21 protein-coding genes and 1 pseudogene are annotated in these 23,634 nt (G+C 58.5%); 11 read left to right on the top strand and 11 right to left on the bottom strand.

The window, feature by feature from the left end; genetic code table 11:
- Positions 1-100 precede the first annotated feature (100 nt).
- Entirely contained in the window at positions 101-448 is a 348-nt protein-coding gene (locus AC1DIG_RS06395) for a ribbon-helix-helix domain-containing protein (protein WP_477766611.1), read from the bottom strand.
- Between the two features lie 656 nt (positions 449-1,104).
- Here AC1DIG_RS06395 and AC1DIG_RS06390 point away from each other — a divergent pair.
- Complete coding sequence (locus AC1DIG_RS06390; RefSeq protein WP_401115883.1) at positions 1,105-1,707, top strand: cold shock domain-containing protein membrane protein; 603 nt, start codon at positions 1,105-1,107, stop codon at positions 1,705-1,707.
- Positions 1,708-1,803: 96 nt separating this feature from the next.
- On the opposite strand, the gene AC1DIG_RS06385 is transcribed toward AC1DIG_RS06390, so the two are convergent.
- Both AC1DIG_RS06385 and AC1DIG_RS06380 read right to left on the bottom strand, forming a co-directional pair.
- Complete coding sequence (locus AC1DIG_RS06385) at positions 1,804-2,010, bottom strand: SlyX family protein (protein WP_123426650.1); 207 nt, start codon at positions 2,008-2,010, stop codon at positions 1,804-1,806.
- 3 nt (positions 2,011-2,013) lie between these two features.
- Positions 2,014-2,439: an HIT family protein gene (locus AC1DIG_RS06380; protein ID WP_477766610.1), complete on the bottom strand. Its 426-nt coding sequence runs from the start codon at positions 2,437-2,439 to the stop codon at positions 2,014-2,016.
- Between the two features lie 925 nt (positions 2,440-3,364).
- Between AC1DIG_RS06380 and AC1DIG_RS06375 the strand changes: the two genes are divergently transcribed.
- Entirely contained in the window at positions 3,365-4,714 is a 1,350-nt protein-coding gene (locus AC1DIG_RS06375; RefSeq protein WP_477766609.1) for an OprD family porin, read from the top strand.
- Positions 4,715-4,957: 243 nt separating this feature from the next.
- On the opposite strand, the gene AC1DIG_RS06370 is transcribed toward AC1DIG_RS06375, so the two are convergent.
- On the bottom strand, positions 4,958-5,794 hold the full coding sequence (locus AC1DIG_RS06370) for a mechanosensitive ion channel family protein (RefSeq protein ID WP_477766608.1): 837 nt from the start codon (positions 5,792-5,794) through the stop codon (positions 4,958-4,960).
- A gap of 139 nt (positions 5,795-5,933) precedes the next feature.
- Positions 5,934-6,419: a YajQ family cyclic di-GMP-binding protein gene (locus tag AC1DIG_RS06365; RefSeq protein WP_019693270.1), complete on the bottom strand. Its 486-nt coding sequence runs from the start codon at positions 6,417-6,419 to the stop codon at positions 5,934-5,936.
- 142 nt (positions 6,420-6,561) lie between these two features.
- Here AC1DIG_RS06365 and AC1DIG_RS06360 point away from each other — a divergent pair, with 142 nt between their 5' ends.
- The 3 genes from AC1DIG_RS06360 to AC1DIG_RS06350 are packed head-to-tail and all read left to right on the top strand — an operon-like array spanning position 6,562 to position 10,148.
- Positions 6,562-7,479 (top strand): putative 2-dehydropantoate 2-reductase, encoded by a 918-nt coding sequence (locus AC1DIG_RS06360; protein ID WP_477766607.1) that lies wholly within the window; start codon positions 6,562-6,564, stop codon positions 7,477-7,479.
- 45 nt (positions 7,480-7,524) lie between these two features.
- A complete protein-coding gene (locus AC1DIG_RS06355; RefSeq protein ID WP_477766606.1) occupies positions 7,525-9,564 on the top strand; it encodes a sensor histidine kinase in 2,040 nt (679 codons plus the stop codon).
- 2 nt (positions 9,565-9,566) lie between these two features.
- Positions 9,567-10,148 (top strand): cob(I)yrinic acid a,c-diamide adenosyltransferase, encoded by a 582-nt coding sequence (locus AC1DIG_RS06350; protein WP_477766605.1) that lies wholly within the window; start codon positions 9,567-9,569, stop codon positions 10,146-10,148.
- Positions 10,149-10,278: 130 nt separating this feature from the next.
- Here AC1DIG_RS06350 and AC1DIG_RS06345 read toward each other — a convergent pair whose 3' ends face one another.
- The 4 genes from AC1DIG_RS06345 to secA all read right to left on the bottom strand — a co-directional run bounded on the left by AC1DIG_RS06345 (position 10,279) and on the right by secA (position 16,120).
- A complete protein-coding gene (locus tag AC1DIG_RS06345) occupies positions 10,279-11,223 on the bottom strand; it encodes a Nudix family hydrolase (protein ID WP_477766604.1) in 945 nt (314 codons plus the stop codon).
- Positions 11,220-11,852, bottom strand: a complete 633-nt coding sequence (locus AC1DIG_RS06340) for a glutathione S-transferase family protein (protein ID WP_477766603.1) — start codon at positions 11,850-11,852, stop codon at positions 11,220-11,222. Before AC1DIG_RS06340 ends, AC1DIG_RS06345 begins: the two co-directional genes overlap by 4 nt.
- 176 nt (positions 11,853-12,028) lie before the next feature.
- A complete protein-coding gene (argJ, locus tag AC1DIG_RS06335; protein WP_054593724.1) occupies positions 12,029-13,246 on the bottom strand; it encodes a bifunctional glutamate N-acetyltransferase/amino-acid acetyltransferase ArgJ in 1,218 nt (405 codons plus the stop codon).
- Between the two features lie 138 nt (positions 13,247-13,384).
- Positions 13,385-16,120, bottom strand: coding sequence for a preprotein translocase subunit SecA (secA, locus tag AC1DIG_RS06330; RefSeq protein WP_477766602.1), 2,736 nt, complete (start codon positions 16,118-16,120; stop codon positions 13,385-13,387).
- Positions 16,121-16,426: 306 nt separating this feature from the next.
- Between secA and AC1DIG_RS06325 the strand changes: the two genes are divergently transcribed.
- From AC1DIG_RS06325 to AC1DIG_RS06300, 6 genes and pseudogenes are all read left to right on the top strand, one after another.
- Positions 16,427-16,882 carry a DUF721 domain-containing protein gene (locus AC1DIG_RS06325; RefSeq protein ID WP_427531709.1) on the top strand — a complete coding sequence of 152 codons (456 nt, stop codon included), beginning with the start codon at positions 16,427-16,429 and terminating at the stop codon, positions 16,880-16,882.
- Between the two features lie 456 nt (positions 16,883-17,338).
- Positions 17,339-18,370: pseudogene (locus AC1DIG_RS06320) on the top strand (HAMP domain-containing protein); the annotation flags it as partial.
- 93 nt (positions 18,371-18,463) lie between these two features.
- Positions 18,464-19,228 (top strand): methyl-accepting chemotaxis protein, encoded by a 765-nt coding sequence (locus AC1DIG_RS06315; protein WP_475847595.1) that lies wholly within the window; start codon positions 18,464-18,466, stop codon positions 19,226-19,228.
- A gap of 222 nt (positions 19,229-19,450) precedes the next feature.
- Positions 19,451-20,539 (top strand): glycosyltransferase family 4 protein, encoded by a 1,089-nt coding sequence (locus AC1DIG_RS06310; RefSeq protein WP_477766791.1) that lies wholly within the window; start codon positions 19,451-19,453, stop codon positions 20,537-20,539.
- Positions 20,532-21,308: a DUF2334 domain-containing protein gene (locus AC1DIG_RS06305; RefSeq protein ID WP_477766601.1), complete on the top strand. Its 777-nt coding sequence runs from the start codon at positions 20,532-20,534 to the stop codon at positions 21,306-21,308. Before AC1DIG_RS06310 ends, AC1DIG_RS06305 begins: the two co-directional genes overlap by 8 nt.
- Positions 21,305-22,300 (top strand): lysylphosphatidylglycerol synthase transmembrane domain-containing protein, encoded by a 996-nt coding sequence (locus AC1DIG_RS06300; protein ID WP_477766600.1) that lies wholly within the window; start codon positions 21,305-21,307, stop codon positions 22,298-22,300. Before AC1DIG_RS06305 ends, AC1DIG_RS06300 begins: the two co-directional genes overlap by 4 nt.
- A 145-nt stretch (positions 22,301-22,445) precedes the next feature.
- Here AC1DIG_RS06300 and AC1DIG_RS06295 read toward each other — a convergent pair whose 3' ends face one another.
- Together AC1DIG_RS06295 and purU are read right to left on the bottom strand one after the other, a co-directional pair.
- On the bottom strand, positions 22,446-22,652 hold the full coding sequence (locus tag AC1DIG_RS06295) for a hypothetical protein (RefSeq protein WP_477766599.1): 207 nt from the start codon (positions 22,650-22,652) through the stop codon (positions 22,446-22,448).
- Between the two features lie 79 nt (positions 22,653-22,731).
- A complete protein-coding gene (purU, locus tag AC1DIG_RS06290; protein ID WP_477766598.1) occupies positions 22,732-23,580 on the bottom strand; it encodes a formyltetrahydrofolate deformylase in 849 nt (282 codons plus the stop codon).
- Positions 23,581-23,634 lie beyond the last annotated feature (54 nt).

Genomic DNA, 23,634 nt, shown 5'->3' with positions numbered 1-23,634 from the left:
ATCCATTAAATCGAGCCTGTGCAGCCGTAACACTGCACAGGCGTATGCTCAACCGGATGACGCCTGACCACACGAGCCGTCCCCATCACGTAGCCGCACGTCATTCAACGCTACAGGCGTCCTCATTCAAACTGTGCACAACGCACACCACCCGGACCAGCCCGCTGAAATTTTTCACCCCGCCATGACGCAGGTGCACCTCTCTATCAACGTAGGAAAGCAAAGCGCTCACCGAGCAACAATTGATTTTCGCCATCCGGGTCAAAATGTCCCAATAGACCTGCTCAAGGCGCAAACAGGTGGCAAATCCATTCAAACGCACCGATCGGGACAACGGGCGCGCCAATCCCATATCAAACTCCCGGACAAAAGGATCTCTCTTCCCCTCCTGCCTTACATCTTGAAACCGAGCGACTTCGATTGTCCCTTGCCCTATTCCTTGACTCATACCGTTGACACTCCTTTGTCATACTTGCTTTCAACGAGAGCAACCCTCTGTTTCCTTATAGAAACGCAGGCGGATAGTTATATCCAGATGACTTTATGACCATCAACGTAGGACAAGCCAACAACTTTAGGGAGACCATTAACACGGTCCTACATCTGTCTATAAAGCAGAAATTCAGCGCAGGAAAAGTCAAAACCACCGAGCGAAAAAAGCCGAAAAATGCTCGGACGTCGCCCTATCAGAGAAGCATCTCAGACCACGGACAGGAGAAGCACTGACGGCACCGGGTACCATCTGGCACTCGCGCACCTCTTTCCCCTCTATAGTAGAAAAACGCCCTGAATCCACGAACTCAAGGCGTTTTCTCTGCCCACAGCAAGCCAAAAAGCCGATCGAGCTCTCTAGAACAAGCCTTCAGGCAACACCTGCAGACAGTACCGCACAAACCGCCTCCCTCCCCCGCTGCCACGCCCTCTGCACTTGATTTGAGAAGGCCAGGGCTTTGCTGTTAAATAGAGGCGTGTCGCTGCCTCTATTTCCCTGGGTGCAGCGCATAGGCTGATACCGGGTACGTGTCCAGCGCCTCCCATTGTTCAGAAGCGAACCGTGCTCAATCAGCTCTTCCTTGTGATCCGTCTTAACGTGAGTTAATCAAAATGTTGAAAATCGTCCACCTGCTAACGGGCGCAGCGGCTCTGCTGCTGTCCTTTATCCCCAGCTTGCGAACCGAAGCCTTACCTTACCTGCAACAACCTGACGCGCTGTACCTGGCGTTCTTCGGCTTGCTCAACCTGACCCTCGCGCCGGTTATCCCTTACTGGAACAAAGGTCCACGTCACCAACTGCAAAATCTGGTCAGCGCCTTGCTGGTGCTTGCCGTTGTCGTGCAAACCCTGACCCTCCTCGCACCGATGCCGGTCATTGGTGGTCAGCCCGCAGTTCTGCTTAGCCTCATCGTCGCCCTGGTCGCCGTACTTCTGCACCTGGCCATCAGCTTTTATAAATCTTCTCCTGCTGCCGCTACGCAAAATTACGACATGACCAATCGTGATACCGGCACCGTCAAATGGTTCAACACCTCCAAAGGCTTCGGTTTCATTTCTCGCGATTCCGGAGACGATATTTTTGTGCACTTTCGTGCAATCCGTGGTGAAGGTCACCGCGTCCTGGTCGAAGGCCAGCGCGTGGAGTTCTCCGTCATGAACCGTGACAAGGGCCTGCAAGCTGAAGACGTGATCGCCGCGTTGCCGCGTCGCTGATTTCAGTACTGCTGCGCCCACACTAAAAAACCGCGATGCAGCCTGGCTGCATCGCGGTTTTTTTATCGCCTGCCGATGTGTCGCCACAGCCGGCACTCAGTAATGCGGTGGTGGAGCCTCTTCTTCGAAAGACTCGAACTGACCGACCATCTCTTCCTGGCGCTTGAGCAACGCTGCCATTTGCAACTGCAAGCGCTCGACCACTCGCTGCTGTGTCACCAGCACATCATTCATCGCTTCAATCGTGTCATCCTGAAACGCCAGACGACTTTCAAGTTCGGTAACGCGTTCTTCCAGGCTCATGGTTCAGCCCTCCAGAAACGTGAAGTCATCGGTCAAAACCAAACGCAGCCGTTCGCGAATTACTGCCACTTCTTCGGCACTGTAAGGCTTGGCCGGGTGTTTGCCCCAAACCGGGGCTGGCCAGGCGACATCATCGCGCTTACGCACAATGACATGCATGTGTAGCTGACTGACAACATTACCCAAGGTCGCGACATTCAACTTGTCGGCATCGAACGAATCCTTGAGCGTTTCGGCCAACTCGGTTGTTTCCCGCCACAACTGCTGCTGGTCGGCGACATCCAGTTGAAACAACTCGCTGATATCCTCACGACGCGGTACCAGGATAAACCAGGGGTAATTCGAATCATTGGACAGCAACAACCGACTTAGTGGGAAATCCCCAATCGGCAGGGTGTCTTGTTCAAGTCGTGGATCTAAGGCGAACACCGCGCGCACTCCCGCACTTTGCATGAGACTCAGTTTAGCGCCCAGCCCGAAGGCTAACCGCCCGTATATAACAGCAGCATACCCGCGAACGCCGCACGGTTCACTGCGAAAAAACAGGGCACACAGCCCCCGAGCCGGACGACCCGATACAAACGCTCAACGCACGAGCGCCCCGACACTGAACATTTTCATTCTCGACGCACCACCTCAGCACCAGACCTCGGCGCTTCGTCAAAAAATCAACGACCTATCAGCGAATGTAGATCTGCATTCGAGGTCTTCGTTGTACGAATTTCGTACAGCCTTGAAAATTTTTTGCACCAAATCTGCACAGTGCGTCTACGCTGAAACCGTCGAGCATCCGCCGTCTACTCACCAGGGAGGGTGAACCAGTAACATTCTAGTGCTGTTACCCATGCTCCTTCGTGGTGCAACACCAGAAGAACCACGGAGTCAAGCTCAAACAAATCGGCCTTGAAAGCCCCGGCTTTATGGGGCTTTAGTCATTAAGGCGGTTTTTTTTGAAAAAGCCGGCAACAAAAAGCCGATTTGTGCACGCTTGTTGCATTCATACACACATCGCCTGTAAGGCATCCGCTGGAAGTCGGAACCTTAAGGCTCATAACAATAGCGGCATGGCTGCCCAGGGAGCTTCAAGTGCAGGACAGGGATTTCTTTTTCTGATACTGAAGCCTTGGAAAACAACGCTGAAGTTGTCAGTCCAAAGGCAAAAAATTTGTGAAATTACGACCTCTACAGCGCATTTTGCGACAGGGCCGTAAAGAAGCTGAAAGGTTAGATACGCAAGTATCGCCAACATTGTCGGCGTGATATAAGTTTGCGCCGACACAAAAAGAAAGAGCCGCCCAGATAATAAATCAGGTGGGACGGCAGTACTCTTCTAAAACCAAAGGAGCAAATCACGATGCGCGTGATGAAGTGGAGCATGATCGCCCTGGCTGTTACTGCAGCTACCGGCACTCAAGTCGCTATGGCCGACCCGTTTGTAACCGACCAGGCTGACGCAAAAGGTTTCGTTGAAGGCGCCTCGGCTGGCGTGGTACTGAAGAACTACTACTTCAACCGCAACAACAAAAATGGCGCTGAAGACCAGAAAGACTGGACTCAGGGCGTACTGGGCAAGTTCAACTCTGGCTATACCCAGGGCACCGTTGGTGTGGGCGTTGAAGCCTACGGCGATTACGCCTTTAAACTGGACGGCACAGACGCGCAGTCGGGTACGGGCAACATGAGCCGCAGCACCACCCGGGACAGCAACGGTCATAGAGACGTCAACAGCGAAATGGGTAAAGCGGGTGCAGCACTGAAGGTGCGCATCTCCAAAACCGAGCTGAAAGTGGGTGACTTCGTACCTTCCACCGCCCCGGTATTCGCTGTTGGCGGCTCCCGTATGTTCTCGCAAACTGCCAGCGGTTTCCAACTGCAGAGCAGCGAGATCAAAAACCTCGATGTCGAAGCCGGTCACTTCACCGGCGGTAGCAGCCAGGACCAAACCCGTCACAATGGCGAGCTTTGGACCCAGTACGCTGGCACCAAGGTCGAAGCTGCTGATTACTTGGGTGGTAAATACGGCATCAACGACAACCTGAGCGTTTCGCTCTACGGTGCCAAGTTCCAGGACACCTGGACCCAGTACTACGGCAACGCGAACTACACCATTCCGTTGGCGACTGACCAGTCCCTGAACTTCGACTTCAACCTGTATCAGACAAACGATACCGGTGCAGCGAAAGCAGGCAAAATCGACAACACCACCTACTCGCTGGCAGCGGCCTACTCCTTCCTGAAGGCGCACACCGTTACTCTGGCCTTCCAGCAGGTCCACGGTGATACACCATTCGACTACATCGGTGTAGGCGATAACAACCGCGGCGGCGACTCGATCTTCCTGGCCAACTCGATTCAGTACTCTGACTTCAACGGCCCTGAAGAAAAATCCGTCCAAGTACGTTACGACCTGAAAATGGCCGAATACGGCATTCCAGGCCTGAGCTTCATGGCTCGTTATGCTCACGGTCAAGGCATCGACGGCACCAAGATGGCTGCTGACAGCCCTTACCGTGCCTACGGCTACGGCGAAGACGGTCGTCACAACGAGACCAACCTGGAAGCCAAGTACGTTGTCCAGACTGGCCCACTCAAGGACCTGTCCTTCCGTGCTCGCCAAGCTTGGCACAGAGGTAATACTGACCAGGCCGAAGGCAATATCGACGAGTTCCGCCTGATCACCGAGTACCCGCTGAACATCCTGTAATCGCTACGACTACAGTTGTTCGCTTGATATAAAGAAGGCCCATCACTGATGGGCCTTTTTTTATGTCTGCTTGATGACAGCACGAAATCAACTTTAATTAATAGCCAGCTAATAATAAGCCAGCACTCCATTCCAATTTCAGCACAACAAAACAGCAGACTGTAAAAACACTCAAGGGGCTTATCGCCCCTTGAGTTCGTTACCGATACTTGACCAAAAAGCCAAGTAATAAACCGGCATTGGTTACGCCGTTTCCTGAACCATACGAATCACTCGTTGCGGGTACGGAATATCAATCCCTGCCGCCTTCAAACGATCGCGGGCGTGTTCATTGAACTGGAACAGCACATCCCAGTAATCGGCAGTTTTCACCCAGACGCGCAGGGAAACCGTGATCGAGCTGTCGCCCAGGGTCGAGACCACTGCTACCGGCGCAGGATCCGCCATCACGCGCTCATCCTTGGCCAATTCCAGCAGCACTTCACGCGCCTTCTGCAAATCGGCGTCGTAATTCACAGCGATGTCAAACACCACTTTACGGGTCAGCTGACGGTTGTGGTTGGTGATAATGCCGTTCGACAGATTACCGTTGGGCACGATGACGGTTTTGTTGTCGCCAGTGCGCAGCAGGGTGTGGAAGATCTGAATGCTATCGACTGTACCGGTAATGCCCTGGGCTTCGATCACGTCACCGATACGGAACGGACGGAACAACAGAATCAGCACCCCGCCAGCGAAGTTCGCCAGGCTGCCTTGCAATGCCAGACCGATCGCCAGACCGGCAGCACCGATGGCCGCGACAAACGAGGTGGTCTCAACACCGATCATCGACGCGACGCTGACCATCAGCAGCACTTTGAGGATGATGTTCGCCAGGCTGCTCATAAACCCCTGCAACGCCAGATCAGCATTGCGCAGGGCCAGCAGTTTGCCAACCTTGTGGGTCAGCTTGTTGATCAGCCACCAGCCAATGGCCAGGGTAACGGCCGCCAGCAGCACACGGCTGCCGTATTCCATGATCATTGGGACCCAGGCCTGGGAAGCCTTGACCAGGTTGTCCACTTCAGCATTTATGTCCATTTATCTCTCCTGATTCCCGGCTACCCGGCACGTAAAAACTGCACGGCAGAAAGACCGAACCAAGGATGATGGCTCAATCGTTTCTGCCGTTACATGGGCCTCGGACGTCATTAACGCCCGGAGGTTCCCTGAAGACTGATCAGTCGCGGAAGTTGTTGAACTGCAGCGGCATGCCAAATTCCTTGGCGCGCAGTGCCGCAATGGCCTCCTGCAGGTCGTCACGCTTCTTGCCGGTGATCCGTACCTGCTCGCCCTGGATGGCGGCCTGGACCTTGAGCTTGGCGTCTTTGACGTGAGCAACGATCTTCTTCGCCAACTCCTTGTCGATACCTTCCTTGAGCACGGCGTCCTGCTTCATCAGCTTGCCGGAAGCATAGGCGTCTTTTACCTCAAGGCACTGCACATCGATCTTGCGCTTGACCAATGCCAGCTTGAGGATCTCGATCATCGCTTCAAGCTGGAAGTCAGCCTCGGCGGTCAGATTGACCGTCAGGTCCTTTTCCTTGAACTCGAAGCTGCCCTTGCCTTTCAAATCATAACGACGGTCGAGTTCCTTGACGGCGTTCTCGACCGCGTTGGTGAGTTCGTGTTTGTCCAGTTCGGATACCACGTCGAACGACGGCATGTAATCTCTCCAATAAAAAGGGCACGCTCAATAGAGATGGAGCACACCTGGCTTGCGGTTAAAATCCGCGCTGATTATAACGGGTCTTTACCTTCCTACGCTGCGAGCCTCACATGCGTCTGCCAATCCGAGCAAAAAACTGATGTCGACCACCTGGCACGTCCTTGGCGCCGGCAGCCTGGGCACCCTGTGGGCCACACGCCTGGCACGCGCTGGCCTGCCGGTGAAACTGATTCTGCGCGACACGGCGCGCTTGCAGGCCTATCAGGCCGCCGGCGGGCTGACCCTGGTCGAACAAGGCGAAGCGCAGCGTTATGCGATTCCCGGCGAGACTGTCGACGACGGTGGTCCGATAGACCGCTTGCTGGTGGCCTGCAAAGCCTACGACGCCGAAAGTGCGGTGGCACAACTGGCACCGCGTCTTGCCCCCAACGCCGAGCTGATTCTGTTGCAGAACGGCCTCGGCAGTCAGGACGCCGTCGCCGCGCGTGTCCCGCAGGCGCGCTGCATCTTCGCCTCAAGCACCGAAGGCGCGTTTCGCGATGACGAATGGCGCGTGGTGTTTGCCGGCCATGGCTACACCTGGCTCGGCGATGCCAGCCACCCTACCCCGCCGATCTGGCTGGATGACCTGAGCGCCGCCGGCATCCCCCACGAATGGAGCACGGACATCCTGACCCGTTTGTGGCGCAAACTCGCGCTCAATTGCGCAATCAACCCCCTGACCGTGCTGCATGACTGCCGCAACGGCGGCTTGCAGCAACACCATTGCGAGGTCGCCACCCTCTGTGCCGAGCTGAGCGAGCTGCTGGAGCGTTGCGGTCAGCCGGACGCTGCGCAAAACCTGCAGCAGGAAGTCGAGCGGGTGATTCAAGCGACTGCAGCCAACTTCTCGTCGATGTACCAGGACGTCGCCAATCAACGCCGAACCGAGATCAGCTACCTGCTCGGGCACGCCTGCGCCGTTGCGTCGAGGCACCAACTGGTGCTGCCGCACCTCAACCAATTGCAGGCGCGGCTGATTACGCACCTGCATGCACGCGGATTGCCCAGCGACTGAGCAACGGCTACGCTGCCTTCCTGTTCCTTTGTAGCGACGACCCCAATGCCATTGCGCCAGCGCCTTGAAAACCTGCCGGTCGGCCAGAAACTGCTGGCCGCCCTGTTGGTGCTGTTGACCACCGTGTTGCTGGTGGCCAACCTGACCTTTATCAGCGCCGCCTATTGGATCTCCCAGGAAAGCATGGCCCCGCAGGCCTTGCAGACCATCGGCCGGCTGGTGGCCAATCCGTCCATCGCCGCCCAGGCGCTCAACTCTCCCGAAGAAGCCCAGAGGCTGCTCAACGAACTCAACAGCTATTCACCGCTGCGAGCTGCGGCATTGTATGACGGCAAAGGCCTGCGCCTGGCCCAGGCGCAGCACGGCGAAAAACTCAAGTTACCCGAGCACTACCGCAATATCGAAGCCTGGCAGGCCACCGAATTTCGCAGCAATCAGCTGATAACCCTGCTGCGCCCCGGCGAGGCGCCCGGCCATCTGCTGCTGGTGGCCAGCAGCGAATTGCCGATGGCTTTCTACACCGGCACCCTGACTGCCAGCCTCGGAATCCTGATTTTCAGCGTGCTGCTGTGGCTGGTGATTGCCCGGCAGATCAAACGCCTGATCACCCGACCGATCCATGAACTCGAAGAATTGTCCCGGCAGGTGACTCGCGAAGAAAACTACGCCTTGCGCGCATCTCGCGGTAACCACGACGAAATCGGCAGCCTTGCCGAAGCCTTCAACACCATGCTCTCGCGCATCGAAGCCCGTGAACAACAACTCAAGCGCGCTCGGGACGACTCCCAGGCCGCCTACGACCAGGCCCAGGGCCTGGCCGAAGAAACCCGTCATACCAACCGCAAACTGGAACTGGAAGTCCAGGTGCGGAGCAAGATCGAGAAGAAACTCACCGGCTTCCAGAACTACCTCAACAGCATCATCGACTCGATGCCTTCGGCGCTGATCGCCCTCGATGAACAGCTCTACGTGACCCAATGGAATCAGGAGGCCAGCGCGCTTTCCGGTACGCGCCTGGACGAAGCGCTGAACCAGCCGATCTTCCTCGCCTTTGAACCGCTGAAACCGTTCCTGCCGCAGCTCAAGGAAACCGTCGAGCAGCACAGCGTGGTCAAGATCGAGCGCGTCACCTGGGTCAAGGACGATGAGCCCAAGCATTACGCACTGACTTTTTATCCGTTGATGGGCGGTGCCGGACGCGGCGTGGTGATCCGGATCGACGACATTACCCAGCGCCTGTCCCTTGAAGAAATGATGGTGCAGTCGGAGAAGATGCTCTCGGTCGGCGGCCTCGCCGCTGGCATGGCCCACGAAATCAACAACCCCCTGGGAGCGATCCTGCACAACGTGCAGAACATTCGCCGGCGCTTGTCGGCCGACCTGCCGAAGAACATCGAAACCGCCGAACAGATCGGCATCGAACTGGACAGCGTCAATCGCTACCTGCAAAGCCGCGAAGTACCGCAACTGCTCGACGGCATTCAACAGGCCGGCGCCCGGGCCGCGAAAATCGTCACCCACATGCTCAGTTTCAGTCGTCGCAGCAACCGCCAGATGGCCCCGTGCGACCTGCCGGCATTGATTGATCAAGCCGTGGAGATCGCCAGCAACGACTTCGACCTGGCCATCGGCTTCGACTTCAAGGGCCAGGCCATCATTCGTCAGTTCGACCCGCAACTGGGGCCAGTGCCCGGCACCGCCAACGAACTGGAACAAGTGCTGCTCAACCTGCTGAAAAACGCTGCTCAGGCGATTCACCAACGCGAAGACGCCACAGAACCGGGACGCATCATTCTGCGCACCCGACTGAATCCGCCATGGGCGGAAATCCAGGTCGAGGATAACGGCGTCGGCATGAGCGAGAACGTGCGCAAACGCACCTTCGAACCGTTCTTCACCACCAAGGAAATCGGCCAGGGCACCGGCCTCGGATTGTCGGTGTCGTACTTCATCATCACCAACAACCACAAGGGTCAGATGGAAGTGCAATCGACCCTCGGCCAAGGCACGTGCTTCACCTTGCGCCTGCCATTGGCGGGCACTACGCCGCTCGCCTCTCACGAACTCAAACAACTGGAGCGCTAAGCATGGGTTTTCGTTTGTCGAAGATTTACACCCGCACCGGCGACAAAGGTGAAACCGGGCTTGGCGACGGTCGCCGCGTGCCGAAGGACCATCCGCGGGTCGAGGCCATCGGCGAAGTCGATACGCTGAACAGTCAGTTGGGATTGCTGCTGGCTGGCTTGGCCGAGCAACGCCACACCCATCCTGGCCTGGCGGAGGTGATCGAGGTGCTAGAGCCGTGTCAGCACCGGTTGTTCGACTTGGGTGGCGAACTGGCAATGCCGGTGTATCAGGCCTTGAATGCCGCAGAAGTCGAACGCCTGGAGGCGGCGATCGATGTCTGGAACGAAGAGTTGGGACCGCTGGAGAACTTCATACTGCCCGGCGGTTCAGCCTTGATTGCCCAAGCCCACGTCTGCCGCAGCCTGGCACGCAGTGCCGAGCGGCGTTGTCAGCATTTGAATGCGCTGGAGCCCTTGGCCGGGGTTGGCCTGGCGTACATCAATCGCTTGTCGGACCTGTTGTTTGTGGCGGCCCGGCTGATTGCCAAGCGCCAGGGGATTGCGGAGATTTTGTGGCAGGCAGCAGCGAAGCCTGAGGCTTAGCCCGGAAGAGAATTGTCGTCTGTAAGGCCGTCATCGCGAGCAAGCTCGCTCCCACAGTGGATCGAGGCGTACACAAATCCAATGTGGGAGCGAGCTTGCTCGCGATGAGGCCAGTAGCCACACCGCAGAATCAGGCCTCAGGCCAAAACGCCCGAATCCCCGCCACGCCCTGCGCGCCCGCTTCCCAGGCTTTCTGCCGTTCGGCAGGCCCAACACCACCCAGCAGAAACACCGGTTTGCTGAACCCTGCAATCAACTGCGAGGCCTGCTCCCAACCGAGCGGTGACGCGTCCGGGTGAGTCTGGGTCGGCTGGACCGGTGACAGGGTGACGAAGTCCACGCCCATCTGCTCGGCCAGGCTCAGTTCTTCAGCGTTGTGACAGGACGCCGCCAACCAGCGCGAGGCGGGTACCGGACGCCCGGCGCTGGCGTATTTGCGCAATTGCGCGGCGGTGAGGTGCCAACCGGCGGCCGGGAAATCTCCCAACCACTCGAACGGCCCCTTGAGCATCAGTTGCGCCTTGCCGGCACACAAACCCACGGCATCCACCGCCAGATCGCGGTATTGCGGGTCATAGCCATTAGGCGCACGCAACTGGATCAGCTTGATCCCGCCAGCGATGGCTTTCTGAATACCGCGCAGCAGGGCCGGCGTTTCCAGGCCTTCCGGGGTGATCAGGTAGTCGCCTGGCAGACGCGCAGCCGCCACAATCGGCTGGTTGGCGGCCGGAAACTCGTAGTCGCGCAGTTCACGCGCCGTTACCCACGCCAGAGGCTGGCCTTCGGCGCCATGAGGTTCGCCGGTAAACGCCGAGACCTCCCAGACATCCAGCAACACTTGCTTGTCCGGATAGTCGTGCTGAACCTTGATCAATGGCCGAGCGGCACTGACCACAATGCCCAACTCTTCCTGCAGCTCGCGCGACAGCGCGGCTTGCACCGCTTCGCCGTCCTCGACCTTGCCGCCGGGAAACTCCCACAGGCCACCCTGGTGCTGGGTATCGGCGCGGCGAGCGATGAGGATCTTGCCGCTGGCATCACGGATGACAGCCGCTGCTACGTGAACTCGTTTCACCGCACTATTTCCTCTAAACCGGCTTTCTGCCAGGCCTTGAAGGCTGGCCATTGGTAAATCGCCTCGACATAAGCCGCATCAACCGCCGGCAACGCCACTTGATAAGTACGCAGGCGTACGGCAATCGGGGCGAAGAAGGCGTCCGCCAGGCTTACGCTACCGAACAGGAACGGACCGGGTTCGGTTGCGACCGCGCGGCATTCAGCCCACAACGCCAGCATCCGCTCGATCTCCACCTGCACTTCAGGCGGCATCGGCGACAACGGCGCATCATGGCTCAGGTCAAACGGCATGTTGCCACGCATGGCGAAGAAGCCGCTGTGCATTTGTGCGCAGGCCGAACGGGCCTGGGCGCGGGCGGCAATATCCTTCGGCCAGAGGTTGGCGTTCGGGAAACGCTCGACCAGGTACTCGGCGATGGCCAACGAGTCGGCAATGGTCCCGTGTTCGGTTTTCAGCAACGGGACTTTGCCAGTCGGCGAATGCTTGAGCAGGCGTTCACGGGTGTCCGGCTGGTTCAGCTTGATCAGTTCTTCGGTGTAGGTCGCGCCGGCCAGTTCCAGCGCCAGAGCGCCGCGCAGGGACCAGGAGGAATACAGTTTGTCGCCGATGATCAGGTGGAGGCTCATGTTTTGGTGCCTTCTCGTCAGGGGAACAAGCCAGAATGTCTAGTGTCTGGTCGTCCGTCTTCGCGAGCAAGCCCGCTCCCACATTTGATCCTGTTGTACACAAATACTGTGTTCACTGAAGATCTCCTGTGGGAGCGGGCTTGCTCGCGAATGGGACAACTCGGTCTAAATCCTGGTTACGTGCGGTATTCGGCGTTGATCTTCACGTATTCGTGGGACAGGTCAGTGGTCCAGATGGTTTCGCTGCAATCACCGCGACCCAGCTCGATACGAATGGTGATTTCTTCACGCTGCATTACCGCCGAGCCCTGGGCTTCGGTGTAAGTCGCGGCGCGGGCACCGCGGCTGGCGATGCAGACTTCACCGAGGAACACGTCGATCTTGCTCACGTCCAGGTTCGGCACGCCGGCACGGCCAACGGCTGCCAGGATACGACCCCAGTTGGGATCGGAGGCAAACAACGCGGTCTTGATCAATGGTGAATGCGCCACGGTGTAGCCGACGTCCAGGCACTCCTGGTGATTGCCGCCGCCGTTGACTTCAACGGTAACGAACTTGGTCGCGCCTTCGCCATCGCGAACGATGGCCTGGGCGACGTCCATGCACACTTCAAACACCGCCTGCTTCAGCGCCGCGAACAGCGGACCGCTGGCGGAGGTGATTTCCGGCAGCGCGGCTTTACCGGTGGCGATCAGCATGCAGCAGTCGTTGGTCGAGGTGTCGCCATCGATGGTGATGCGGTTGAACGACTTGTTGGCGCCGTCCAGCAACAGGTTCTGCAACACCTCGCGGGAAACCTTGGCGTCGGTGGCGATGTAACCGAGCATGGTCGCCATGTTCGGGCGAATCATCCCGGCGCCTTTGCTGATACCGGTGACGGTGATAGTCACGCCTTCATGCTGGAACTGCCGGCTTGCACCCTTTGGCAGGGTGTCGGTGGTCATGATCCCGGTGGCCGCAGCCTCCCAGTTATTTTCCGACAAGTCGTCGAGGGCAGCTTGCAGCGCGCCTTCGATCTTCTCGACCGGCAGCGGTTCGCCGATCACGCCGGTGGAGTACGGCAGCACGAGACTGGCGTCGACGCCGGTCAATTCAGCCAGCTTGGCGCAGGTGCGCTCGGCGGCAGCCAAACCAGGCTCACCGGTACCGGCGTTGGCATTGCCGGTGTTGGTCAGCAGGTAACGTACCGGACCTTGTACACGTTGTTTGGCCAGAATCACGGGAGCCGCGCAAAACGCGTTCAACGTGAACACACCGGCCACCGTGGAACCTTCGGCGCAGCGCATGACCACGACATCTTTGCGCCCGGGGCGCTTGATGCCGGCCGAAGCGATACCGAGTTCAAAACCGGCAACCGGGTGCAACGTTGGCAAAGGACCAAGACCAACAGCCATGAAAGCGCTCCTCTTAATGTAATGTCTGCACCGTCGTCGCCCTGTTCTTTTTAACCTGGCATCGGTGTTTTAAATGGTAAAACGCCGCGACGGCTGATGCCGGTCGCGGCGCGGGTATTTCAATGTCTGGCAGAAATCTTAGTTGATCTGGCCGTGACAGTGTTTGAACTTCTTGCCCGAACCGCAGTAGCACAGTTCGTTGCGACCCAGTTTCTGTTCGTTACGCACTGGAGCGGCAGCAAGGGCCACATCGACCTCCTCACCCAACAACTCCGGCTGTTCGAGGCCAGGGGCTTCGTCGTGCTGGAATTGCATGCGTGCGGCCAATGCCTCGGCTTCCTGACGCAGGCGCGCTTCTTCTTCGACCGGATCTTCGCGGCGAACCTGAACGTGCGACAGCACACGGATCGAGTCGCGCTTGATCGAATCCAGCAGCTCGGAGAACAGCGTGAACGACTCGCGCTTGTATTCCTGCTTCGGGTTCTTCTGCGCATAGCCACGCAAGTGGATGCCGTGACGCAAGTGGTCCATGGTCGACAGGTGGTCTTTCCACAGGTCGTCCAGAACGCGCAGCACGATTTGCTTCTCGAAGGTGCGCAGCGCTTCGGCGCTCGCCTGCTCTTCTTTCTCGTTGTACGCCGCCAGCAGCTCGTGCATCAGCTTCTCGCGCAGGGTTTCTTCGTACAGGTGATCGTCTTCGTCGAGCCATTGCTGGATCGGCAGTGTCACGCCGAAGTCGCTTTGCAGGGCCGCTTCCAGACCGGCGACGTCCCACTGCTCTGGCAGCGATTGCGGCGGAATGTGCGCGCTGACCGTTGCGTTGAGCACGTCCTGACGGAAGTCGGCAATGGTTTCGCCGATGTTGTCAGCGGCCAGCAACGTGTTACGCATGTGATAGATCACTTTACGCTGTTCGTTGTTGACGTCGTCGAACTCGAGCAGTTGCTTGCGAATGTCGAAGTTACGGCCTTCAACCTTGCGCTGAGCCTTTTCGATGGCGTTGGTCACCATGCGGTGCTCGATCGCTTCGCCAGGCTGCATGCCCAGGGCCTTCATGAAGTTCTTCACCCGGTCAGAGGCAAAGATGCGCATCAGGCTGTCTTCCAGCGACAGGTAGAAACGGCTGGAACCGGCGTCACCCTGACGACCGGCACGACCACGCAGCTGGTTGTCGATACGGCGCGATTCGTGACGCTCGGAGGCAATCACCTGCAAACCGCCCGACTCGAGCACTTGCTGGTGACGCTTCTGCCAGTCGGCCTTGATCTGGGCGATCTGCTCGGGCGTCGGATCTTCGAGGGAGGCGACTTCCACTTCCCAGTTACCGCCCAACAGGATGTCGGTACCACGACCGGCCATGTTGGTGGCGATGGTCAGTGCACCGGGACGACCGGCCTGCGCGATGATTTCAGCTTCTTTTTCGTGGAACTTGGCGTTCAGAACCTTGTGTTCGATGCCTTCCTTCACGAGCAGGCTGGACATGTGCTCGGACGTTTCGATGGTCGCGGTGCCCACCAGAACCGGACGGCCCTGAGCCATGCTTTCCTTGATGTCGGCAACGATGGCAGCGTACTTCTCGTCCGCGGTGAGGAACACCAGGTCGTTGTAGTCTTTACGCGCCAGCGGCTTGTTCGGTGGAATGACCATCACCGCCAGACCATAGATCTGGTGGAATTCGAACGCTTCGGTGTCAGCCGTACCGGTCATGCCGGACAGCTTGCTGTAGAGACGGAAGTAGTTCTGGAACGTGGTCGACGCCAGGGTCTGGCTTTCGGCCTGGATGTTCAGGTTTTCCTTGGCCTCGATAGCCTGGTGCAGGCCTTCGGACAGACGGCGACCCGGCATGGTACGACCGGTGTGTTCGTCGACCAGTACGACCTGACCGTCCTGGACGATGTATTCGACGTTGCGATTGAACAGTTTGTGCGCGCGCAGACCGGAGTAAACGTGGGTCAGCAGGCCCAGGTTGTGCGCCGAGTACAGGCTCTCGCCTTCAGCCAGCAGGCCGATACGGGTCAGCACTTCTTCGATGTACTGGTGACCGGCTTCGTTGAGCTCGACCTGACGGGTCTTCTCGTCGACGGTGTAGTGACCAGCCTTGGTGACTTCGCCTTCCACTTCTTCGATATGCAGTTCCAGTTGCGGGATCAGTTTGTTGATCTCGATATAGAGCCTGGAGCTGTCTTCGGCCTGACCGGAAATGATCAGCGGGGTACGGGCTTCGTCGATGAGGATCGAGTCGACTTCGTCGATCACGGCAAAATTGAGTTCACGCTGGAATTTTTCTTCCATGCTGAACGCCATGTTGTCGCGCAGGTAGTCGAAACCGAATTCGTTGTTGGTGCCGTAGGTGATGTCGGCGGCGTAGGCAGCACGCTTCTCTTCCGGCGGCTGGAACGGCGTTACCACGCCGACGCTCAGGCCGAGGAATTCGTAGAGCGGACGCATCCAGTTGGCGTCACGACGAGCCAGGTAGTCGTTCACGGTCACAACGTGCACGCCCTTGCCGGACAGCGCATTCAGGTAAACCGCCAGTGTCGCCACCAGGGTCTTGCCTTCACCGGTACGCATTTCGGCAATCATGCCTTCGTGCAAGGTCATGCCGCCAATCAACTGAACGTCGAAGTGGCGCATGCCCATAATCCGCTTGCCGGCTTCGCGGGCAACCGCAAAGGCTTCAGGCAGCAGTTTGTCGAGGCTTTCTCCTTTGGCGATACGGGCCTTGAACTCATCAGTCTTGGCGCGCAGCTGATCGTCCGAAAGGGCCACCATTTGCTCTTCGAAGGCATTGACGATCTGTACCGTCTTGAGCATGCGTTTGACTTCACGCTCGTTCTTGCTTCCAAAAAGTTTCTTTAACAAAGGCGCAAACATATCGGCAGGATCTTCCACACAAAGGGATGGAGGGCGGCCCCGTGAGTCGCCCGTGCAGCCCTCATGGCCGCATGCGAACGAGCATTCTACCCGGAAACGATGGTGAGGAAAGTGGCGTTGTTCCACGATGCATGCACAGCGCTGTTACGGGGCTCACTTAAAATAAGGGCATTTTGCTGAACTTCAAGCCATTCACGCCAGAAGTTACTCATTGATTTAATGAGTAAAGCGCTCACAAAGCAATGGCTCAGGCGCATCAAGTGCTTTCTGCTACCATGGCGGCTCTGTTACTTCAGGTGTCTGATCATGGCATTTCGCCCTCTTACGGCCAGAGCACCCGCCGTTCTGCTTCGCGAAGCCAAACCGTTAAAAGCCATTTTCGGCCACGCACAACGCCTGGGTCATTTACAACGTTTGCTGGAAAGCCAGCTGCAGCCGGCCGCCCGTGAGCATTGTCATGTGGCGTCGTGGCGCGAGGGCAGCCTGCTGCTGATCGTCACCGACGGTCATTGGGCAACCCGTCTGCGCTATCAGCAAAAGCGTCTGCAACGGCAATTACAGCTGTTCGACGAGTTCGCCAGCCTGACGCGAATCCTGTTCAAGGTACAGCCACCCACCGTGCAGCAAGGGGCCGCCGGCCACACCATGGACCTGTCGAGCGATGCAGCGGCGACCATTCAGGCCACCGCTGACGGTATCAGTGATCCGAAATTGCGCGCAGCGCTGGAACGCCTGGCGGCGCACGCAAAACCCAAGACCTGACACACATTTCATAATGTGGGAGCGGGCTTGCTCGCGAAAGCGGTCCAACATTCAACATTAATGCTGACTGATCGATGGTCTTCGCGAGCAAGCCCGCTCCCACACTTTGACCGTGCGCATCCAAAAGAAAGTTAGCGGCGTTTGCTGCCGTCCGGCAATGACCCCATCAAACCGCGGACCCGTTGTCGCCCCAGCTGATTGACCGCCTGTCGCATCGCCGACTTCAAGCCCTGCGCCGATAACGAATTGCAATGAGTCAGGCATTTCGTCGCTCCTGATTAAGCTTTAGTCCTGCGCAGCCGATAGATACAAGCAAGAGACCAGACTGAAAATCAGGTCCGATAATTCCCTAAGGACAGACGGAATAATCAGCTTATGTGCAACAGCGCCTATTTTGCGCGCGCTTTTCAACGCAACACGCCCCAACAAATATGACCTTAGCGGACACCACAAGCCATGAACAAAAATCTGCGCTTCAGCCACAAGATCCTGCTTGCCGCCGCGCTCATCGTTATTGCCGCCTTCGCTTCGTTCACGCTGTACAACGACTATCTACAGCGCAACGCGATTCGCCAGGACCTGGACAATTACCTGCATGAGATGGGCGATGTCACATCCTCCAATATCCAGTCCTGGCTCTCCGGGCGGATTCTGATGGTGGAAAACCTGGCCCAGAACATCGCCCTCAACCCCGAACACGGCAACGTTGCCAACCTGCTTGAGCAGAATGCCCTGGCGTCGACCTTCATGGCCCGGTACCTGGGCGATGCCAGCGGTACGTTCATCAACCGCCCCGACTCCAAGATGCCGGATGGCTACGACCCAAGGGTTCGTCCTTGGTACAAAGGCGCGGAAAACAGCAACGGCTCGACGCTCACCGAACCTTACATCGATGCGGCGACCGGCCAGACCATCATTTCCATCGCCACCGCCTCGAAAAAAGCCGGACAAAGCGTGGGGGTGGTTGGCGGTGACCTGAGCCTGCAAACCCTGATCGAGACCCTGACCGCGCGTGACTTTGGTGGCATGGGCTACGCCTTCCTGGTCAGCGCCGACGGCAAGATCCTGGTTCACCCCGACAAAGCCATGGTGATGAAATCCCTCAGCGAGGCTTACCCGACGAACACCCCGCGTATCGGTGGCGGCATCACTGAAGTCGAGGTCAATGGCAAAACCCGCATCGTCACCTTCACGCCGATCAAAGGCCTGCCATCGGTCAACTGGTACGTCGGCCTGTCGGTGGACAAAGACAAAGCCTTCGCGATGCTCAGCAGTTTCCGCACCTCAGCGATCATTGCCACGATCATTGCCGTGGCAATCATCATCGCCTTGCTCGGCATGCTGATCCGTATCCTGATCCAGCCACTGCACGTCATGACCCGCGCGATGCAGGACATTGCCGACGGTGAAGGCGACCTGACCCGCCGCCTGACCATCCAGAGCCAGGACGAGTTCGGCATCCTGGGCAGCGCGTTCAACCGCTTCGTCGAGCGTATCCACGGTTCGATCCGCGAAGTGTCGTCGGCGACCGAGCACGTTAACGAAGTCGCTCTGCGAGTGGTCAGCGCCTCGAACTCGTCGATGCTCAACTCTGACGAACAATCGAGCCGGACCAACAGCGTGGCAGCGGCAATCAATCAGTTGGGCGCTGCGGCTCAGGAGATCGCCCGTAACGCGGCGCAAGCCTCGCACCAGGCCAGCGATGCGCGCAGCCTGGCCGAAGATGGCCAGCAAGTGGTCGACCGCAGCATCGCGGCGATGAATCAGCTGTCGAGCATGCTCAGCGCCTCCAGCACCAACATCGAGTCGCTGAACAGCAAAACCGTGAACATCGGGCAGATTCTCGAGGTGATCACCAGCATCTCCCAGCAAACCAACCTGCTGGCACTCAACGCGGCGATTGAAGCGGCGCGGGCCGGTGAGGCCGGACGTGGTTTCGCGGTGGTTGCCGACGAAGTGCGCAACCTGGCGCACCGCACCCAGGAATCGGCGCAGCAAGTGCAGACCATGATCGAGGAGCTGCAAGTCGGCGCCCGTGAGTCGGTCAGCACCATGAGCGACAGCCAGCGTCACAGCCAGGACAGCGTGGAGATCGCCAACCTCGCCGGTGAGCGCCTGAACAGCGTGACCTTGCGCATCGGCGAGATCGACGGCATGAACCAGTCGGTGGCCACCGCCACCGAGGAACAGACCGCCGTGGTCGAGTCGATCAACGTCGACATCACCGAAATCAACACCCTGAATCAGGAAGGCGTGGAAAACCTGCAATCGACGCTGCGAGCGTGTTCCGATCTTGAGCAGCAAGCGGCGCGGTTGAAGCAGTTGGTAGGCAGTTTCAGAATCTGATGCGCCTTTGAAGACCCCATCGCGAGCAAGCTCGCTCCCACAGGTTCAGCGCGAACCCTTGTGGGAGCGAGCTTGCTCGCGATAACGGCCTGCCAAACACCACAACACCTCATTGACACCCCGCCACAAATACCCAACCGAACATCTATTCTTCATAAGGGTCATCCCTAAGGAGAACAACGGATAGAAGGGAGGGTCATCGTGCATATCGCTGACATCACCATGTTCTACGCACCGGCCAGCGGTGGCGTGCGCACCTATCTGGATGCCAAGCACCGCCGTCTGGGCCGCAAGCCGGGGATTCGTCACAGCTTGCTGGTTCCGGGGGCACGGCTGAGCGAGCAGGACGGTGTTTACACGGTACCCGCCCCGGCCCTGCCCTTCGGCAAAGGCTATCGCTTCCCGCTGCGACTGACGCCCTGGCGCAATGCCCTGCACGACCTGCAACCGGACCTGATAGAAGTCGGCGATCCTTACCTGACAGCCTGGGCAGCACTGGATGCGCGGCGTGAACTGGATGTTCCAGTGATTGGCTTCTATCACTCCGACTTGCCGCATTTGGCGAGCAACCGTGTGGGCAACTGGATCACGCACAATGTCGAAGCGTATATCCGCAAGCTGTACGGCAACTTTGACCGGGTGCTGACGCCGAGCCGGATCATGGCTGACAAGCTCATGGGGCTTGGGGTCAAAAACGTTTACGTCCAACCCTTGGGCGTGGACCTGCAAACCTTCAATCCAGACGCCCGTGATCCGGATCTTCGGGCGAAACTCAAGATCGCCGAAGACACTCGACTGCTGATATTCGCCGGGCGAGGTTCCAAGGAGAAAAACATTCCCGTCCTGCTCAATTGCATGAAGCGTCTGGGAAACCGTTATCACCTGCTGCTGGTCGGCACCTCGGTGTCGGCACAGGTACCGGATAACGTCACGCTGATCGATGAGTTCTGCCCTGCACCACAGGTGGCCCGGCTGATGGCCAGCGCCGATGCCTTGCTGCATGCAGGCGATCAGGAAACCTTTGGCCTGGTGGTTCTCGAAGCCATGGCCTGTGGCATTCCAGTGGTCGCAGTGGCGGCGGGCGCCTTCAACGAAATCATCAACGAGCGCTGCGGCATACTCTGCGCCCCCAACAATCCAGTGGCGATGGCCAACGCGGTGCGCGAACTGTTTGCACAGCGTAACGATCTCGGTCGATACGCCCGCCGCCATGTCGAACAGCATTACGCCTGGGATTCAGTGGTCAACAGCCTGCTGGGTCACTATTACGCAGTCCTCGGCGCCCCTTTGTCGCTGCTGAGCAATGGCTGACGCCATGAACACGCCCAGCCTGCTTCTGGTGCTGCATGACGTCACCCCGCAAACCTGGGCCGACTATCAGCCGTTTGTCGAAGCGGTGGACGCGCTCGGCGAGGTGCCGATGACGTGGTTGGTCGTCCCCGATTTTCATAAACACCACCACCTCGATAGCCATCCGGATTTTCGGTGCGTGCTGACCCGCCGTATCGAACGCGGCGACGAACTGGCACTTCACGGTTACTACCATTGCGATGACAGCCCGCTAACGGCGCGCCCCCGTGACTGGTTCATGCGCCGGGTCTACACCCATGAAGGCGAGTTCTACAGCCTTTCGCAACCGGCTGCGCTGGCCCGCCTGCTCGCCGGGATCGAATTGTTCAGCCGTTACCACTGGCCACTGGAGGGTTTTGTTGCACCGGCCTGGCTGATGAGCGAGGGCACGCGGCAAGCCTTGCGCCAGTTACCGCTGAGCTACACCAGTGATCCGCAGCACCTGTATCGCCTGCCGGATTTCTCCCCGATCGACGCCCCGGGCCTGGTCTGGAGCGCGCGCAGTGCCTGGCGTCGTGGTGTGTCGAAAATCGTCAGCACTCAACGCGAATTGCGCTGGCAGCACGCCCCGGTGATTCGCCTGGGCGTACACCCGGTCGACCTGCGCCATGAGTATTCCCGCACTTACTGGCTGCACACCCTCGAACGCTTGCTCAATGACGGCCGAGTGCCAATGACCAAGGCCCAGTGGCTGCGCACGCAAAGCGCTCAGGTCGGTCACGCCGCATGAGTCGCGTCCTGTGGCTGGTCGCAGCCCTGCTCTGCGCGCTGCTGATCCCGCTATTGCTCGGCGCCAATGAACTCTGGCCACGGCTGCAGCACTTTCCGCCGACATTGTTGCTGACGATGCCAGGCATAATCCTGCTCTGCTGGTTCACCAACTCCTTGCGCCTGCGCTTGTTGCTGGGTGAACAGCGCAGCCGGATTGGCCGCCTGAAATGCCTTGGGGTGGTGATGTCCACCGAGTTCGCGATTTGCGCGACCCCGGGCGGCGGCGGTGGACCGCTGACACTGATGGCCTTGTTGGCCCGCAATGGCGTACGCCCGGCCCATGGCAGTGCGGTGTTCGCCATGGATCAGTTGAGCGATTTGCTGTTCTTTCTCTGCGCGCTGATCGCCATCGTGGTGTATGCGCTGTTTCAGCACCTGAGTCAGAACCTGGAGTGGATGCTGACGCTCAGCGCCATTTCGATGGTCGGCGGCCTGTTCGGTTGTGTGGTGGTGGCACGCTACCATCGCCTGTTGATTCGCCTCAGCGGTCGCGTGCTCAAGCACTTCAAGCTCAACCCCGCCACCCGGCGCCGCTGGGCACGCAAGCTGCTGCACTTTCTCGCAGCCTTCACGGACACACTCAAGTTGCCTGCGCACACACTGATCAGCGTATTTGCGCTGACCTGCGTGCACTGGTTACTGCGCTACAGCGTGTTGTATCTGGCTTTGCGGGGGTTGGGCACGGATCTTCAGTGGGCCTGGAGCTTTTTGATCCAGATGCTCTCACTCAGCGCCGGGCAGTTCAGCCTGTTGCCGGGCGGTGCCGGCGCAGCGGAATTGACGTCGGCAGCGCTGTTGGCGCCCATGGTGGGAAAATCGACGGCGGCGGCCGCGATTCTGATCTGGCGAGCGGTGACCTATTACTTCTACTTGCTGGCCGGCGCACCGGTGTTCCTGGTGATGGCCGGTAAACCACTGCTGAACAAACTGATGAAGTTCAAACAGGCTTAGTAAGCCAGTACGCGACCTGTAGCAGCTGGCGAAGCCTGCGTTCGGCTGCGCAGCGGCCGTAAATCCTGCCTCCACGGTTAACCTGAAAAAATGTGGTGCCTGATTTTACGACTGCTTCGCAGCCGAACGCAGGCTTCGCCAGCTGCTACAGGTTATGCGTTGCGCTCGGGATCTTTTCAGGGCTCGCAGTTTCATCGTCAGCGTCTGGCTTCAACTGCTCCCACAGCTGCGCAGCACCGGGAAACTCCGTGCCGTTTTCAGGGCTCAGCTCATCCGGGTCGTACCGACTCAAACACCCCTCGCCCAACGTCGCGGGGGCTTTGGATGTTGCCTTATCCAGTGGATCAGCCATCTCCCCTACCTCACTCTTGCGTAGATCGTTCCCATGCTCCCGCGTGGGAACGATCTACGCTCCCGCGTGGGAACGATCATCAGAACACTACGGTTTTATTGCCATGCACCAGCACGCGGTCTTCCAGGTGATAGCGCAGGCCGCGGGCCAGCACCATCTTCTCGACGTCACGGCCGAAACGCACCATGTCTTCAATACTGTCACTGTGGCTCACGCGCACCACGTCCTGCTCGATGATCGGACCGGCGTCCAGCTCTTCGGTCACGTAGTGGCAGGTCGCGCCGATCAGCTTCACGCCACGCATCGACGCCTGGTGGTACGGCTTGGCGCCGACGAACGATGGCAGGAAGCTGTGGTGAATGTTGATCACCTTGTGAGCGTACTCGGTGCACAGTTCCGGCGGCAGGATCTGCATGTAACGCGCCAGCACCACCACTTCGGCGTCATGCTGTTTGACCAGGCGCGACACTTCGGAAAATGCCGGCTCTTTGTTCTGCGGGTCCACCGGCACATGGTAATAAGGAATGCCATGCCACTCGACCATGCTGCGCAGGTCGTCATGGTTGGAAATCACGCAGGAAATTTCACAGTCCAGCTCGTCGCTGTGCCAGCGGTGCAGCAAGTCGGCCAGGCAGTGGGATTCGCGGCTGGCCATCAATACCACGCGTTTTTTCTGCGCGGTGTCGGTGATACGCCAGTCCATCGAAAACTCTTCGGCGATCGGTGCAAAGGCCTCACGAAACGCCTCAAGGCCGAACGGCAGCGAATCGGCTCGAATTTCGTGACGCATGAAGAACCAGCCACTGAGAGTGTCCGAGTGATGGCTCGCTTCAGTGATCCAGCCATTGTGTGACGCCAGAAAGTTACTGACTTTAGCAACGATACCGACGCGGTCCGGGCAAGCAATCACTAGCCGAAAAGTGCGCATGGGGGAAAAACTCCAGAACTTCGCAAAGGCCGCTATTCTAGCGATTACGCAGCA

It is taken from the genome of Pseudomonas sp. 05N431, assembly GCF_056397005.1.
This window is presented reverse-complemented; position numbering and strand designations above follow the sequence as displayed.

Bases quoted from the DNA above. Each gene is read 5' to 3' on its own strand.
- AC1DIG_RS06395 (WP_477766611.1), bottom strand. From the start codon at position 448: ATGAGTCAAGGAATAGGGCAAGGGACAATCGAAGTCGCTCGGTTTCAA.
- AC1DIG_RS06390 (WP_401115883.1), top strand. From the start codon at position 1,105: ATGTTGAAAATCGTCCACCTGCTAACGGGCGCAGCGGCTCTGCTGCTG.
- AC1DIG_RS06385 (WP_123426650.1), bottom strand. From the start codon at position 2,010: ATGAGCCTGGAAGAACGCGTTACCGAACTTGAAAGTCGTCTGGCGTTT.
- AC1DIG_RS06375 (WP_477766609.1), top strand. From the start codon at position 3,365: ATGCGCGTGATGAAGTGGAGCATGATCGCCCTGGCTGTTACTGCAGCT.
- AC1DIG_RS06370 (WP_477766608.1), bottom strand. From the start codon at position 5,794: ATGGACATAAATGCTGAAGTGGACAACCTGGTCAAGGCTTCCCAGGCC.
- AC1DIG_RS06365 (WP_019693270.1), bottom strand. From the start codon at position 6,419: ATGCCGTCGTTCGACGTGGTATCCGAACTGGACAAACACGAACTCACC.
- AC1DIG_RS06360 (WP_477766607.1), top strand. From the start codon at position 6,562: ATGTCGACCACCTGGCACGTCCTTGGCGCCGGCAGCCTGGGCACCCTG.
- AC1DIG_RS06355 (WP_477766606.1), top strand. From the start codon at position 7,525: ATGCCATTGCGCCAGCGCCTTGAAAACCTGCCGGTCGGCCAGAAACTG.
- AC1DIG_RS06350 (WP_477766605.1), top strand. From the start codon at position 9,567: ATGGGTTTTCGTTTGTCGAAGATTTACACCCGCACCGGCGACAAAGGT.
- AC1DIG_RS06340 (WP_477766603.1), bottom strand. From the start codon at position 11,852: ATGAGCCTCCACCTGATCATCGGCGACAAACTGTATTCCTCCTGGTCC.
- argJ (WP_054593724.1), bottom strand. From the start codon at position 13,246: ATGGCTGTTGGTCTTGGTCCTTTGCCAACGTTGCACCCGGTTGCCGGT.
- secA (WP_477766602.1), bottom strand. From the start codon at position 16,120: ATGTTTGCGCCTTTGTTAAAGAAACTTTTTGGAAGCAAGAACGAGCGT.
- AC1DIG_RS06325 (WP_427531709.1), top strand. From the start codon at position 16,427: ATGGCATTTCGCCCTCTTACGGCCAGAGCACCCGCCGTTCTGCTTCGC.
- AC1DIG_RS06315 (WP_475847595.1), top strand. From the start codon at position 18,464: ATGCTCAACTCTGACGAACAATCGAGCCGGACCAACAGCGTGGCAGCG.
- AC1DIG_RS06310 (WP_477766791.1), top strand. From the start codon at position 19,451: ATGTTCTACGCACCGGCCAGCGGTGGCGTGCGCACCTATCTGGATGCC.
- AC1DIG_RS06305 (WP_477766601.1), top strand. From the start codon at position 20,532: ATGGCTGACGCCATGAACACGCCCAGCCTGCTTCTGGTGCTGCATGAC.
- AC1DIG_RS06300 (WP_477766600.1), top strand. From the start codon at position 21,305: ATGAGTCGCGTCCTGTGGCTGGTCGCAGCCCTGCTCTGCGCGCTGCTG.
- AC1DIG_RS06295 (WP_477766599.1), bottom strand. From the start codon at position 22,652: ATGGCTGATCCACTGGATAAGGCAACATCCAAAGCCCCCGCGACGTTG.
- purU (WP_477766598.1), bottom strand. From the start codon at position 23,580: ATGCGCACTTTTCGGCTAGTGATTGCTTGCCCGGACCGCGTCGGTATC.